15 protein-coding genes are annotated in these 14,290 nt (G+C 67.0%); 10 read left to right on the top strand and 5 right to left on the bottom strand.

Annotated features, from left to right (window positions below; translation table 11 throughout):
- Window positions 1-5 precede the first annotated feature (5 nt).
- The 4 genes from K2W61_RS09900 to K2W61_RS09885 all read left to right on the top strand — a co-directional run bounded on the left by K2W61_RS09900 (window position 6) and on the right by K2W61_RS09885 (window position 4,888).
- Window positions 6-1,070, top strand: a complete 1,065-nt coding sequence (locus K2W61_RS09900) for a branched-chain amino acid ABC transporter permease (protein WP_175135034.1) — start codon at window positions 6-8, stop codon at window positions 1,068-1,070.
- A gap of 224 nt (window positions 1,071-1,294) precedes the next feature.
- A complete protein-coding gene (locus K2W61_RS09895; protein WP_175135033.1) occupies window positions 1,295-2,635 on the top strand; it encodes an ABC transporter substrate-binding protein in 1,341 nt (446 codons plus the stop codon).
- A 58-nt stretch (window positions 2,636-2,693) separates the two neighbouring features.
- On the top strand, window positions 2,694-3,536 hold the full coding sequence (locus K2W61_RS09890) for an ABC transporter ATP-binding protein (protein WP_175135032.1): 843 nt from the start codon (window positions 2,694-2,696) through the stop codon (window positions 3,534-3,536).
- An 83-nt stretch (window positions 3,537-3,619) separates the two neighbouring features.
- On the top strand, window positions 3,620-4,888 hold the full coding sequence (locus K2W61_RS09885; protein ID WP_175135031.1) for a phenylacetate--CoA ligase family protein: 1,269 nt from the start codon (window positions 3,620-3,622) through the stop codon (window positions 4,886-4,888).
- 82 nt (window positions 4,889-4,970) lie between these two features.
- On the opposite strand, the gene K2W61_RS09880 is transcribed toward K2W61_RS09885, so the two are convergent.
- From K2W61_RS09880 to K2W61_RS09865, 4 genes are read right to left on the bottom strand one after another with little or no spacing between them, the layout of a single operon-like run.
- A complete protein-coding gene (locus K2W61_RS09880) occupies window positions 4,971-6,209 on the bottom strand; it encodes an NAD(P)/FAD-dependent oxidoreductase (RefSeq protein ID WP_175141311.1) in 1,239 nt (412 codons plus the stop codon).
- Between the two features lie 13 nt (window positions 6,210-6,222).
- Window positions 6,223-6,660, bottom strand: coding sequence for a YeeE/YedE family protein (locus tag K2W61_RS09875; protein WP_175141312.1), 438 nt, complete (start codon window positions 6,658-6,660; stop codon window positions 6,223-6,225).
- Between the two features lies 1 nt (window position 6,661).
- The gene (locus tag K2W61_RS09870) at window positions 6,662-7,093 is read right to left on the bottom strand and encodes a YeeE/YedE family protein (RefSeq protein WP_175141324.1); all 432 of its coding nucleotides are present in this window, start codon (window positions 7,091-7,093) and stop codon (window positions 6,662-6,664) included.
- The gene (locus tag K2W61_RS09865) at window positions 7,087-7,425 is read right to left on the bottom strand and encodes an ArsR/SmtB family transcription factor (protein ID WP_236755527.1); all 339 of its coding nucleotides are present in this window, start codon (window positions 7,423-7,425) and stop codon (window positions 7,087-7,089) included. Before K2W61_RS09865 ends, K2W61_RS09870 begins: the two co-directional genes overlap by 7 nt.
- A gap of 125 nt (window positions 7,426-7,550) precedes the next feature.
- Here K2W61_RS09865 and K2W61_RS09860 point away from each other — a divergent pair, with 125 nt between their 5' ends.
- From K2W61_RS09860 to K2W61_RS09845, 4 genes are all read left to right on the top strand, one after another.
- A complete protein-coding gene (locus K2W61_RS09860) occupies window positions 7,551-8,414 on the top strand; it encodes an MBL fold metallo-hydrolase (protein ID WP_175135027.1) in 864 nt (287 codons plus the stop codon).
- Between the two features lie 102 nt (window positions 8,415-8,516).
- On the top strand, window positions 8,517-9,983 hold the full coding sequence (gene pap / locus K2W61_RS09855) for a polyphosphate:AMP phosphotransferase (RefSeq protein WP_236755525.1): 1,467 nt from the start codon (window positions 8,517-8,519) through the stop codon (window positions 9,981-9,983).
- Window positions 9,984-10,002: 19 nt separating this feature from the next.
- Complete coding sequence (locus tag K2W61_RS09850) at window positions 10,003-10,452, top strand: GNAT family N-acetyltransferase (RefSeq protein ID WP_175135025.1); 450 nt, start codon at window positions 10,003-10,005, stop codon at window positions 10,450-10,452.
- Complete coding sequence (locus tag K2W61_RS09845) at window positions 10,449-10,913, top strand: HIT family protein (RefSeq protein WP_175135024.1); 465 nt, start codon at window positions 10,449-10,451, stop codon at window positions 10,911-10,913. The genes K2W61_RS09850 and K2W61_RS09845 overlap by 4 nt, the downstream gene beginning before the upstream one ends.
- 30 nt (window positions 10,914-10,943) lie before the next feature.
- On the opposite strand, the gene K2W61_RS09840 is transcribed toward K2W61_RS09845, so the two are convergent.
- Complete coding sequence (locus K2W61_RS09840) at window positions 10,944-12,050, bottom strand: glycosyltransferase (RefSeq protein WP_236756968.1); 1,107 nt, start codon at window positions 12,048-12,050, stop codon at window positions 10,944-10,946.
- 585 nt (window positions 12,051-12,635) lie between these two features.
- Between K2W61_RS09840 and nhaA the strand changes: the two genes are divergently transcribed.
- Window positions 12,636-13,817, top strand: coding sequence for a Na+/H+ antiporter NhaA (gene nhaA, locus K2W61_RS09835; RefSeq protein ID WP_236755523.1), 1,182 nt, complete (start codon window positions 12,636-12,638; stop codon window positions 13,815-13,817).
- Between the two features lie 49 nt (window positions 13,818-13,866).
- Window positions 13,867-14,268: a DUF488 domain-containing protein gene (locus tag K2W61_RS09830; protein ID WP_236755522.1), complete on the top strand. Its 402-nt coding sequence runs from the start codon at window positions 13,867-13,869 to the stop codon at window positions 14,266-14,268.
- The last annotated feature ends 22 nt before the right edge of the window (window positions 14,269-14,290 follow it).

Here is a 14,290-nt window from a genome sequence, read left to right as displayed (position 1 = left end):
AAAACATGTTCTATCGCGAAAACGGCCAATTCAAGACCAGCTATCGCGCTGACCAGCAGATCTTTCCGATCCGCCAGGACCGCGTCTTCATCTGGCTGCTGCTGGCGGTGGCGTTCATCGCCATCCCGGCGCTGTCCAGCGACTATCTGCTGCGCGCCATCCTGATCCCCTTCCTGATCCTGTCGCTGGCCGCCGTCGGCCTGAACATCCTGGTGGGCTATTGCGGCCAGATCTCGCTGGGCACGGGCGCCTTCATGGCGGTGGGCGCGTATGCCGCCTGGAACTTCGGCGTGCGCTTTCCGGGCATGCCGCTGATCGTCCAGATCCTGCTGGGCGGCTGCTTCGCCACCATCGTTGGCGTGATATTCGGCATCCCCAGCCTGCGCATCCGCGGCCTGTACCTGGCCGTGGCGACGCTGGCGGCGCAGTTCTTCGTCGACTGGGCGTTCCTGCGCATCCCGTTCTTCACCAACTACTCGTCGTCGGGCAACGTCTCCGTGCCGCCGCTGACCGCCTTCGGCCTGCCGGTGCAGAGCGCTCTCGAGAAATACCTGTTCGTGCTGATCCTGGTCGTGCTCTTCAGCCTGCTGGCCAAGAACCTGGTGCGCGGCGCCATCGGCCGCCAATGGATGGCGATCCGCGACATGGACGTGGCCGCCTCGGTCATCGGCATCCGCCCGATGTACGCCAAGCTCACCGCCTTCGCGGTCAGTTCCTTCATCGTCGGCGTGGCCGGCGCGCTGTGGGGCTACATCCATCTGGGCTCGTGGGAACCGCTGGCCTTTGACCTGACCCGCTCGTTCCAACTGCTGTTCATGGTCATCATCGGCGGCCTGGGCTCGATCATCGGCAGCTTCTTCGGCGCGGCCTTCATCGTGCTGGTGCCGGTGGCGCTGACCAATGTGCCGCACATGCTGGGCCTGTCGCTGTCGGTGGACATCGCCGCGCACGTCGAGCACATGGTGTTCGGCGCGCTGATCGTGTTCTTCCTGATCGCCGAACCGCACGGACTGGCACGCTTGTGGAGCATCGGCAAGGAGAAACTCCGCATCTGGCCGTTCCCCCATTAAGGAGGGCCCACCCCCGAAGCGCCTGCGGCGCTTCCCCCTCAAGGGGGCGCCGCAGGGGACCGGCAAAGCCGGATCCGCCGCGGCCCGAATGGTGTGGCTCCCGTTGTGATCATCGTCGGTAGTAGCGGTATGCGCGCCACGACCGACATCCTGAATACCCGGCTCCAGACCGGGCCAACCCCGGTGTCCGAGGGTTTATGACCCAAACACCACGCAGGAGGTAAATGGAGATGAAGCGTCTTAACCTGAAGTTGGCGGCAGCCTTGGTGGCCGCAGCCGGCGCCGTGGGCGCCGTGGCCACGCCGGCAATGGCGGCGGAAGAGCAGTTCGTTCCGTTGCTGGTGTACCGCACCGGCTCCTTCGCGCCGCTGGGCATTCCCTGGGCCGACGGCAAGCTGGATTACCTGAAGCTGGTCAACGAACGCGATGGCGGCGTCAACGGCGTCAAGATCACCTACGAGGAGTGCGAAACCGCCTACGCCACCGACCGCGGCGTGGAGTGCTACGAGCGCCTGAAGGGCAAGGGTACCGGCGCCTCCGGCTTCGACACCCAGTCCACCGGCATCACTTTCGCGGTCAGCGACAAGGCCATCGTCGACAAGGTGCCGGTCGAGACGATGGGCTACGGCCTGTCGCAATCGGTCGATGGCAGCGTGTTCGAATGGAACTTCCCGCTGCTGGGCACCTACTGGACCGCGGCCGACGTGATGATCCAGGACATCGCCAAAAAAGAAGGCGGCATGGCCAAGCTCAAGGGCAAGAAGATCGCCCTGGTCTATCACGACTCGCCCTACGGCAAGGAACCGATCCCGCTGCTGCAAAAGCGCGCCGCCAAGGAAGGCTTCGAACTGCTGCTGTATCCGGTGACCGCGCCGGGCGTGGAGCAGAAGTCCACCTGGCTGCAGATCCGCCAGGCCCGTCCGGCCTACGTGCTGCTGTGGAGCGCGGGCATCATGACGCCCACCGCCATCCGCGAAGCGCAGGCCAGCGGCTATCCGCGCGACAAGATGTACGCCATCTGGTGGGCCGGCTCGGAAGGCGATGTGAAGGACCTGGGCGATGTCGCCAAGGGCTACAACGCCATCACCATCCACAACAGCGGCGCCGAGCACGACAAGGTCTACGACGATCTGAAGAAGTACGTCTACGACAAGGGCCAGGGCGCGGACAAGACCGGCAAGACCACGCTCGGCACCATTGCCCATACCCGCGGCATGATGATCTCGATGCTGCAGGTCGAAGCGATCCGCACCGCGCAGGAAAAGTATGGCAAGGGCAAGGCCATGACGCCGGAGCAGGTGCGCTGGGGCTTCGAGAACCTGAACATCACCCAGGAACGCCTGGACCAGCTTGGCTTCGGCCACATCATGCGTCCGGTAAAGACCTCATGCAGCAACCACAAGGGTGACGACTGGGCCCGCATCGTGCAGTGGGACGGCGCCAAGTTCAAGGTCGTTTCGGACTGGTACCAGGCCGACAAGACCCTGCTCGACCCGATGGTGAAGGAAGCCGCGGCGAAGTACGCCAAGGAAAAGAACATCACGCCCCGCACTTGCGAGAACTGATGTGAACCGGCGGCCGGCGCCCCAGGGCGTCGGCCGCCACCATGCCGCAGGAACCGCCATGACCGCAGCAACGACTACCGCTACTACCGCCGACACCCCCAAGGTGCTGCTCGATGTGAACGGCATCGAGGTGATCTACAACCACGTCATCCTGGTGCTCAAGGGCGTCTCCCTGCAAGTGCCCGAAGGCAGAATCGTGGCCTTGCTGGGCGCCAACGGCGCCGGCAAGACCACCACGTTGCGCGCCATCTCGAACCTGCTCAAGGGCGAGCGCGGCGATGTCACCAAAGGCCACATCCAGTACCGCGACCAACGCATCGAGAAGTTGTCGCCGGCCGAGCTGGTCAAGCGCGGCGTGGTGCAGGTGATGGAGGGCCGTCATTGCTTCGCCCACCTGACGATCGAGGAAAACCTGCTGACCGGTGCCTATACCCGCGATCTCAGCCGCGGCGACACCAGCGCCGCGCTCGACCGCGTCTACCAGTATTTCCCGCGCCTGAAGCAGCGCCGCACCAGCCAGGCCGGCTACACCTCGGGCGGCGAACAACAGATGACCGCCATCGGCCGCGCGCTGATGGCCAACCCCAACATGATCCTGCTCGATGAACCGTCCATGGGCCTTGCGCCGCAGATCGTCGAGGAAATCTTCGAGATCGTGCGCGACCTGAACCAGCGCGAGCGCGTCAGCTTCCTGCTGGCCGAGCAGAACACCAACATCGCGCTGCGCTACGCCGACTACGGCTACATCCTGGAAAACGGCCGCGTGATGATGGACGGCGCCGCCCAAGACCTGGCCCAGAACGAGGACGTGAAAGAGTTCTACCTGGGCATTTCCAGCGGCGAACGCAAGAGTTTCCGCGACAACAAGTTCTATCGCCGCCGCAAGCGCTGGCTGGCCTGATCCCTGGAGCGGCGATGCCGGCGCGGGCCGGTGCCGCCGCCGGCAACGACACCGCAGTACGGCACACGAGAGGGTGCGATCCCATGTCCGAGTTTTTCGATGTCCTGGAAACCCGAGCGCCCGAGCAACGCGAGCGCGAGCTGATGGCGGCCCTGCCCGGCGCCATCGCGCGCGCCATCGCCCGCGCGCCGGCCATTGCCGAGCAACTGCGCGGTATCGACCCCGCCACCGTCACCTCGCGCGCCGCGCTGGCGCGCCTGCCGGTGCTGCGCAAGCACGAACTGCTGGAACGACAACAGCACAGCCGCGCTCAGGCCACGCAGCCGGCCGGCCCGCAGAAAGCCTTTGGCGGCTTCTCGGCCATCGGCTGGGGCGAAGCCATGCGCGTATTCGCCTCGCCCGGCCCGATCTATGAACCCGAAAGCGCCCGTGCCGACTACTGGCGCTTTGCCCGCGCCCTGTACGCCGCCGGCTTCCGCGCCGGCGAACTGGCCTACAACTGTTTTTCGTACCACTTCACCCCGGCCGGTTCGATGATGGAGACCGCCGCGCACGCAGTCGGCTGCACCGTGTTCCCCGGCGGCACCGGCCAGACCGAACAACAGGTCCGCGCGATCCAGGATCTGTCGCCCAGCGGCTACACCGGCACCCCCAGCTTCCTGAAGATCATCCTCGAAAAAGCCGACGAACTCGGCGTGAAGCTGGATTCATTGCGCCGCGCCCTGGTATCGGGCGAAGCCTTCCCGCCCTCGCTGCGCGACTGGCTGGCAGCGCGCGGCATCGAGGGCTACCAGGCCTATGGCAGTGCCGACCTGGGCATGATCGCGTTCGAAACGCCGGCGCGCCAGGGCCTGGTGCTGGGCGAAGACATCATCGTCGAGATCGTGCGCCCCGGCACCGGCGAGCCGGTGCCCGATGGTGAAGTGGGGGAAGTCGTGGTCACCACGCTCAACCCCGATTACCCGCTGGTGCGCTTCGGCACCGGCGACCTGTCGGCGGTGATGCCCGGCATCTCGCCCTGCGGCCGCACCAACACCCGCATCAAGGGCTGGATGGGCCGCGCCGACCAGACCACCAAAGTGCGCGGCATGTTCGTGCATCCCTCGCAGGTGGCCGACGTGGCGCGGCGCCATCCGGAAATCCTGCGGGCGCGGCTGGTCATCAGCGGCACCACCGGATCGGACAAGATGGTGTTGCGGGTGGAGTCGCGGGTGCGTGGCGAAGACCTGGCCGCGCGCATCGCCGAATCCGTGCGCGACGTGACCAAGCTGCGCAGCGACGTCGAATGGGCCGAGGCCGGCTCCCTGCCGAACGACGGCAAGGTCATCGACGACATCCGCACCTACGAATAACAAGGATAAGAAGAAGAAAGGCGCGCGCCCGGGACCGGCAAAGCCCGGGCGCGGCACCGCCTCTTTCGCGGCCGCGCCCGGCTCAGTTGCCCAGCGGACGGGCCAGCCACTCGCGGCCCTTGAGCATGCCGTTCCAGTAGATCCACGGCAGCATCGTCGCCTTCAGGAACCACGCGCTCCTGCGCGGCACTGTTGGGTCCAGCGGGAACGTGGGCAGCAACTTGCCGCCGTACCCGAACTCGGCCAGCACGATACGCCCACGCTCGACCGTCAGCGGGCACGAGCCGTAGCCGTCGTACGCGACCGGCAGCGCATGGCCCTCGCGCAGCGCCAGCAGGTTCTCGGCCACCGTGACGATCTGCTTGCGCGCCGCCGCCGCGGTCTTGGCATTGGTGGTGCTGATGCTGTCGCCCAATCCGAAGATATTGCCGTAGCGCACATGACGCAGCGTGGCCGGATCGACCTCGCACCAACCCGCCGCGTCCGCCAGCGCGCTCTGGCGCAGGAAGTCGTGCGGCACCTGCGGCGGCACCGCGTGCAGCATGTCGAACGGCTTCTCGACGCGAATGACCGCGCCCTCGGTGTCCTTGACGTCGAACCAGGCCTTGCGCGCCGGACCGTCCACCGCCACCAGGTTCGAATTGAAGGCCAGCGAAATGCCGTAGCTTTCGACGTAGCGCATCAGGGGCGGCACAAAGGTCGGCACGCCGAACAGCACCGCGCCGGCCAGGTCGAACTCGACCTCGATGCGATCGAGCACGCCGCTGCGACGCCAGTGGTCGCAAGCCAGATACATGGCCTTCTGCGGCGCGCCGGCACACTTGATCGGCATGGCCGGCTGGGTGAACAGGGCCTTGCCGCCCTTGAGCCCGCGCACCAGTTCCCACGTGTAGGGCGCCAGATCGAAACGGTAGTTCGAGGTGACGCCGTTCTTGCCCAGAGTATCGGACAGACCCTCCACCTTGTCCCAGGCCAGGCGCAGGCCCGGACAGACGATCAACTGCTGATAGCCGACCACGCTGCCATCGGCCAAGCGCAGTTGGTTGGCCTCGGGCTCGAAACCAGCGGCCGCGGCCTGCAGCCAGGTGGCGCGCCGCGGCATCACCGCCCGCGTCGGACGCACGGTCCTGGCGATGTCGAACGCGCCCCCGCCCACCAGCGTCCAGGCCGGTTGGTAATAGTGCCTGTCGCTCGGTTCGACCACCGCGATACGCAAATCCGGCCGCCGCCGCAGCAGGCTGGCGGTCACGCCGATGCCCGCAGAACCGCCGCCCACCACCACCACATCGAAATCACGCTGTGCCTGTGCTGCCGTCTGCATGCTTGTCTCCCTTCTATCGACCGGTCCGGGGCGGCCGGTTCGTCATGTACTGAATTGCCGAGAACAGCGCCATGCCGGCCACCATGGCCGCCACGAAGATCAGGGCCTCGGGCACGCCGGCCGCGGCCGCCACCAGCGCCGGCCCCGGGCAGAACCCCGCCAGGCCCCAGCCCGCGCCGAACGCCAGGCTGCCCAGCGCCAGTCGCGGGTCGATACGCGTGGCAGTGGGCCATTGCAGCGGCTCGCCGGACAGGCTGACGCGGCGCCGGCGCAGCCAGGCAAAACCCGCGGCGGTCACCGCCAGCGCGCCGCCCATCACCAGCGCCAGCGAAGGATCCCAACGCCCGGCCAGATCCAGGAAACCCAGAACCTTGGCGGGGTTGGCCATGCCGGAGATGATCAACCCCAGCCCGAACACCAGCCCTGCGAGAAACGCGAACAATGCCGCCATGTCAGGCTCCGATCAGATGTCGCACGACATACACCATGGCGAATCCGGCTGCCATGAACAGGGCGGTCGCCAGCAAGGAACGGCGCGAGCCGCGCGCCAGGCCGCAAACACCGTGACCGCTGGTGCAGCCCGAGGCGTATCGGGTGCCGATGCCCACCAGCAGGCCGGCGGCGATCAGGCGGCCGTTGCCCGCCTCCACCACGATCGGCGGCAGCGCGCTGCCCCATTGATACAGCCAGGGTGACAGACATAGCCCGAGCAAAAACGCCAGGCGCCAGGAGGCATTGCGATCAGGCGGCAGCAACCCGCCAAGGATGCCGCTGATCCCGGCGATGCGGCCCGCGCCCAGCATCATCAGGACGGCGGCCGCGCCGATGACGGCGCCGCCGGCCAGCGCGCTCCAGGGCGTGAAAGCGGCGGCGTCGATCATGATGCGAGCGCCGCCATGGTCCGGCCGCAATACAGGCTGGACAGGGTCTTCATGACCTGGCTGACCTCGAAGCTGGCCAGCTGGTAGTACACATACTTGCCCTGGCGGCGCGTGGTTGCCAGGCCTTCGTCGCGCAGCACGCCCAATTGCTGCGACAGGGTCGGCTGGCGGATACCGGTCAGGGATTCGAGTTCGCCGACATTGCGCTCGCCCTGCACCAATTGGCACAGCAGGAGCAGGCGGTCTTCATTGGCCAGCGCCTTGAGCAAGGTGCAGGCCTGCGAGGCGGACTCGCGCAGCGCGGCGACTTCGCATTCGGTAAGGGGAGCATTCATTTGATGGGGGTCAATCACCAGAAAATAGTTTGATCATTATATTGACGAATAAACTATTCAACAATATTATTTAAAAAAGTATATTGTTTCATCGACTCCGCCACCATCCGGCCAAGGCAACCGCCATGACTCCGCAGATCCAAGCCTTTTTCGACCCGGTCACTGCCACCGTCACCTATGTGGTGCACGAGCCCGCCCCTGGCGGCGCCTGCGCCATCATCGACTCGGTGCTGGACTACGATCCCAAGTCCGGCCGCACCACCACCGCCAGCGCCGACCGCGTCGCCGCCTATGTGCGCGAGCATGGCCTGCATACCGAATGGCTGCTGGAAACCCACGCCCATGCCGATCACCTGTCGGCGGCTCCGTACCTGCAGCGCCAGTTGGGCGGAACCATCGCCATCGGCGAGAGCATCCGCACCGTGCAGGGCGTATTCAAGAAGATCTTCAACCTCGAACCGCAGTTCCAGCTCGACGGCTCCCAGTTCGGCCACCTTTTTGCCGATGGCGAGACCTTCCATATCGGCGCGCTGGCCGCCAGCGCCATACATGTGCCCGGCCATACACCGGCCGACATGGCCTACCGCATCGGCGATGCGGTCTTCGTCGGCGACACCCTTTTCATGCCCGACGTCGGCACCGCGCGTTGCGATTTCCCCGGCGGCGACGCGCACCAGTTGTACCGCTCCATCCAGCGCCTGCTGAGCCTGCCCGCCGACACCACCCTGTACATGTGCCATGACTACCCGCCCGCCGGCCGCGAGGCCGCCTGGCGAACCACTGTGGCCGCGCAGCGCGCCGGCAACATCCATGTGCGCGATGGCATCTCCGAAGACGACTTCGTCGCCATGCGCACCGGACGCGATGCCACCCTGGCCATGCCCACGCTGATTCTGCCGGCCATCCAGGTCAATATCCGCGCGGGCCATTTCCCGCCAGCCGAAGACAACGGCGTGCGCTACCTCAAGATCCCGGTGGACGCCCTCTAGTTCCGCACCTGGCACGGCGCCCCCGGCGACGCACTTGCGCGCCGCCGGGATATCCCGCAAGATCGGCCGATCACCCGATTGCCGATCAGACGGAACCCCTCCATGTTCGCCGAAGCCGAAGCCGACCCAGTCCTGACCAAGGAAGCCTTCAAGCCGCTGGAAGCCAAGCTGCGTGTCGCGCTCCTGAATGCGCAATACCAGCGCCTGCAAAAGGCTGAAAAATCCCTGCTGGTCGTGGTCGCCGGCATCGACGGCGCCGGCAAAGGCGCCACCGTCAACCTGCTCAACGAGTGGATGGACCCGCGCCACATCAAGACGCTGGCCTATGGCCCGCCGGAAGGCGAGGAACTCGAACGGCCGCCGATGTGGCGCTATTGGAAAGACCTGCCCCCCAAGGGCAGCACCGGCATCGTCTTCGGCTCCTGGTATGCCCCGCTGATCCGCGAAGCGTCGCGCAAGCACCCCAACCAGGACAGCATCGAGGCCCAGTCGGTGGCCATCCGTCGCTTCGAGGCCATGCTGGCGGCCGAAGGCACGCAGATCGTCAAGCTCTGGTTCCACCTGTCGAGCGACGCCCAGCGGGCGCGCGCCAAGCGCCTGCTGGCCAGTCCCGAGACCTCCTGGCAGGTCAGCCCGATCGATCTCAAGGTACACAAGAAGTACGACCGCATCCGCAATAGCGGCCAGGTCGTCATCAATCACACCGACAGCGGCCACGCACCATGGGTGGTGATTCCCAGCGCCGACGAGAACATGCGCGCGGCGCGCACCGCCGAAGCGGTGCTGGCCGCCATGCGCCAGCAGAGCGTGCCACGCATCCCGCCGGCCTTCGTGGCCCATACCGGCCCGGCCCGCATCCTCGACCGGCTCGGCCAGCTCGACTATGACGCCAAGCTCGACCGCGAGGACTATGAGTCCGAGCTGGGCCTGCTGCAAGGCCGCCTGGCGCGCGCCGCGCGCTCGAAGAAGTTCCAGGAACGCTCGCTGGTGCTGGTATTCGAGGGTCAGGACGCCGCCGGCAAGGGTGGCGCTATCCGCCGTATCACGCATGCGCTGGACGCGCGCCAGTATGACATCACGCCGGTGGCCGCGCCCAACAGCTACGAATCGTCGCGCCCCTATCTGTGGCGCTTCTGGCGCCATGTGCCGGGGCGCGGCCGTATCGCCATCTTCGACCGCTCCTGGTACGGACGGGTGCTGGTCGAGCGGGTCGAGAAAATCACCCCACCGTCGCACTGGCGCCGCGCCTATGCCGAAATCAACGACTTCGAGGCGCAGTTGGCCGGCAGCGGCGCGCTGGTGCTGAAGTTCTGGCTGGCGATCACCGCGGACGTGCAGCTCGAACGCTTCAAGGACCGCGAGAAATCGCCGTTCAAGAACTTCAAGATCACCCCCGACGACTGGCGCAACCGCGACAAATGGAAGGAATACGCCGCCGCCACCAACGAAATGCTGGCGCGTACCGACGTCAAGCACGCGCCGTGGCATCTGATATCCGCCAACGACAAGCGCTACGCGCGCCTGCAAGTGCTATGGCACATCGTCGAAGCCCTGGAAAACCAACTCTGACCCGCTGGAGGCCCGTCTCATGAGTTCCGCCGAAATCCGCCCCGTCGTCGCCGCCGATTTTGACGTCTGGCTGCCCCTGTGGAAGGGCTACCAGGACTTCTACCGCGTCGACATCGCCGATGCCGTCACCCGCAACACCTGGGGCCGCTTCCTGGACCCGGCCGAGCCGATGCACGCCGCCCTGGCCTACGACAGCGGCAAGGCCGTCGGCCTGGTGCACTGGATCTTCCACCGCTCCACCTGGACGGCGGGCGACTACTGCTACCTGCAAGACCTGTACGTGGCCCCCGACACCCGTGGCACCGGCGCCGGCCGCAAGCTGATCGAACACGTCTATGCGCAGGCCGCCAACGCCAACTGCGCCCGCGTGTACTGGCTGACCCACGAGACCAACGCCACCGCCATGCAACTGTACGACCGCATCGCCGACCGCTCCGGCTTCATCCAATACCGCAAGGCGCTGCCATGAGCGCGCGCGATCCGGACTGTCCGCTGTGCCAGGACGACGGCGGCGCGCTGCTGTGGCGCGGGCCGCACCTGCGCCTGATCGAGGTCGATGATCCCGACTACCCCGGCTTCACCCGCGTGGTGTGGAACGGCCACCTGGCCGAGATGACCAGCCTGTCGGCCCACGGCCGCGACCTGCTGATGCGCGCGGTGTACGTGGTGGAAGAGGCGCAGCAGTCGATCCTGGCGCCGGATAAGATCAATCTGGCCTCGTTGGGCAACATGGTGCCGCACCTGCACTGGCACGTCATCCCGCGCTGGCGCGGCGACCGCCATTTCCCCGACCCGATCTGGGCGGCCCCGCGTATCGCCCCGGGCGCCGAATCCGCCGACTGGCACGCACGCCAGGCACGCGTGCGCGCCCTGCTGCCGCGCTACCGCGACCGGCTGGTCGAAGCCATGAACGCGCTGCTGTGGCACTGAACCCGTGACAAGGCCACCGGCCTCCCGGCGTCACCGTTGACCACCGGCGCGCCGCCCGCGGCGCGCCAGCCAGCGCAGATAGACGGTCTCGAGCTGGGCGGCCGTGGCGGCCGGGCTGAACCGGCCGCTCGCCACGTAGGCGCGGCCCATCCGGCCCATCTCGCGCCGGCGCGGCTCGTCGCCCAGCAGCACATCGAGCGCCTGCGCCAGCGCGGGCACATCGCCGGGCGGCACCAGCAAGCCCGAGACCCCGGGCAACAGGGTCTCCGGAACGCCGTCCACATCGCCCCCGATCACCGGCACGCCCAGCGCCGCGGCTTCGATGAACACCGTCCCCAGCGCTTCGCGGCGGGTGGGCAGCGCGAAGATATCGAATGCCATCATGACCTCGGCGATGTCTTCGCGCCACCCCAGGAAATGGATACGTCCAGCCAGCCCCAGCGCCACGGCACGGGCCCGCAGCAACGACAACATCGGTTCGCCATCGCCCGCCAGCACCAGATGCGCCCGCGGATGGCGGCTGCTGATACGCTCGAACGCGTCCAGCAGGTCGTAATGGCCCTTGTCCGCGCGCATGGCCGCGACACAGCCGACGACAGGCGTGTCGGCCGATAGCCCCAATTCGCGCCGCACGCGGGTCGCGTCGCCAGCGGCGGGGAACTCGACCGGGGAATGCACCATGGCGACCTTGCGCGGCGGCGCGCCCCTATCGAGCAATTGGCGGCGCACGAATTCGCTGACGGCGATCACGCCGTGCGCCAGCCAGGTGTAGGCATAGAGGGAATGGATCGGCTTGGCCAGGTGGCGCGTGCGCACGATCAACGGCGTGCCTGCCAGACGGGCGACAATGGCCCCCAGCACGGTATCGCGCCGGCTGTGCGTGTGGACCACATCGAAGGGCGTGCGGCGCAGGAGCCGGCGGATCCAGGCGATGGCACGCCAGCCATGAACCACGCCATCCATCGGCATCGTGTGCACCCGAAAACCGGCCTCCTGCAGCCGCCGCGCCAGCTCCGAGTGCGGCTGGCAGACCGCTTCGAGTTCGTGGCCGCGCGCGCGCATCGCCAGCATTTCCTTGTAGATGCAGTATTCCTGGCCACCGAACGAGGTGGCGGCCTCGGTGTGCAGGATGCGCAACTGCGGCCGGGCGCCCTGCACCGCGGCCGCCGGCCCGGCGGCCCCTTCGCTCCAGCTGTGACCTTGCCAGATCAGGTAGGCGCCCAGGTAGGCGCAATCGGCGGGCGCCAGCGGCGCGGCGCCATCGTGGGGCGCTTCGGCGGCAATCAGTGCGCCATCCTGCCAGACCCGGATGGCGCCGGTGGCGGACAGATCGAAACGCGCGCCCTGCGCGGCCCAATCGAGCACCTGCGCGCTGGCCTCCAATCGAGCCACCCGATAGGCGGCGTCGGGCGCTACCATGGGCTGCGGCTGTACTTCCACCATCCGGCCGGGAGCGTCCGCTGTCGGGTGATACGTCAAAACATAAAGCGGCGACAAGGCGGGATCTCCAGGAAGGCGGAATGACAGCGTTGGAGACGGCGGCCAGGCGCCGGCCCATCCAAGCGAACAGAGTCAAATCCTATAGAAATCAACACCCTTTCTATCTAGGATCAGTCTGAATTCAGGTAATATTCAATATTTGTCGTTTTACGCTGCACCGCAGCAATCAAGGAGTGGATATTGACCTTGCAGGCCTCTCCCGCGAACCGGCCCGTTTCTTTCATGCAGGCATTCCTGCGCTCGGAAGCGCTGGGCGGCTACGTCCTGATGCTGGCCGCGGTCGTCGCGCTGATCATCGCCAATAGCCCGCTCGCCCCTCATTATTTCGACGTGCTCGGCGCCAAGCTGGGGTTCCAGGCCGGGCCCGTAACGCTCAAGGAATCGGTGCTGCACTGGATCAACGATGGCCTGATGGCGGTGTTCTTCCTGCTGGTAGGCCTGGAGATCAAACGCGAAGTGCTGGATGGCCAACTGCGCGGCGCGGCCCGCATCGTGTTGCCCGGCATTGCCGCCCTGGGCGGCATGGTCATGCCGGCCCTGATCTACGTCCTGATCAACCTGGGCAGCCCGGACACCCTGCGCGGCTGGGCCATTCCGGCCGCCACCGACATCGCCTTCGCGCTGGGCATCCTGGCCCTGCTGGGCAGCCGCGTGCCAACCTCCCTGAAAGTGTTTCTGACAGCGCTGGCGATCCTGGACGACCTGGGCGCCATCGTCATCATTGCGTTGTTCTACACCTCCGAACTGAACCTGTTCGCGCTGGCCATGGCCGGGGCGCTGCTGGCCTGCCTGGTGTGTCTGAACCGGGCCGGCGTGCTGCGCCTGACGCCATATCTGCTGATCGGCATGGTGCTCTGGTATTTCGTGCTGAAGTCCGGCATACATGCCACGCTGGCCGGCGTGGCGCTGGCGCTGACCATTCCGCTGCGTCCACAGAGCCAGGGCCACGCCGGCGAGCATTCGCCGCTGCACGCGCTGGAACATGCGCTGCACAAGCCCGTGGCCCTGCTGATCGTGCCGCTGTTCGGCTTCGCCAATGCGGGGGTGTCATTTGCCGGCATGGGCCTGTCCAGCCTGGCGCAACCGGTGCCGCTGGGCGTGGCGCTGGGGCTGTTCCTGGGCAAGCAGCTGGGGGTGTTCGGCTTCGCCTGGCTGGCCATCAAGTCCGGCATCGCCAGCCTGCCGCGTCACGCCAGCTTCACCCAGCTGTACGGCGTGGCGCTGCTGTGCGGCATCGGCTTCACCATGAGCCTGTTCATCGGCGCGCTGGCCTTCTCCGATCCGGCCGCGGTCGACGCCACCAAGATCGGCGTGCTGACCGGTTCGCTGGCCTCGGCGGTGGTGGGCTTTCTGCTGCTGCGCGCCGGCGGCGCCACCGTGCCGCAGGCCAAAGCCACGGCCTAGCATCGCGCCCGGCGGGAGTAGACTGGTGGCACCGCAGACAGGAGCCGCCATGAAGCCGTCCGCCATCTCCGTGCAACGCGTCTACGAAGGCATCGGTCCCGATGGGCACTACCGGGCCCTGGTGGACCGCCTATGGCCGCGCGGCCTGCGCCGCGCCGACCTGGCACTGGACGAATGGGCCAAGGACCTCGCTCCCAGCGCCGAACTGCGCAAGTGGTTCTGCCACGTGGATGAACACTGGGACACGTTCCGCGAGCAATACCTGGCCGAATTGGCCAAGCCCGAGCAGCAGGCGCGTATGCAGGCTCTGCTGCACGCCGCTGGCGAGCGTCCGCTGACCCTGCTGTACGGCGCCCGCGACAGCGAGCACAACCAGGCGGTGGTGTTGCGCGATGCGCTGCAGGACTACGCCAGGCGCCACCGCAAGCGTCTCGCCCGCGCACCGGGCTAGCGCCTCGACCAGCGCGCCGCCC

The organism is Achromobacter pulmonis (assembly GCF_021733725.1).
In the GTDB taxonomy this organism is placed as follows: Bacteria; Pseudomonadota; Gammaproteobacteria; order Burkholderiales; family Burkholderiaceae_B; genus Achromobacter; species Achromobacter pulmonis.
Note: the sequence above shows the minus strand (reverse complement) of the source record. Positions and strands in the feature narration are given on the sequence as shown.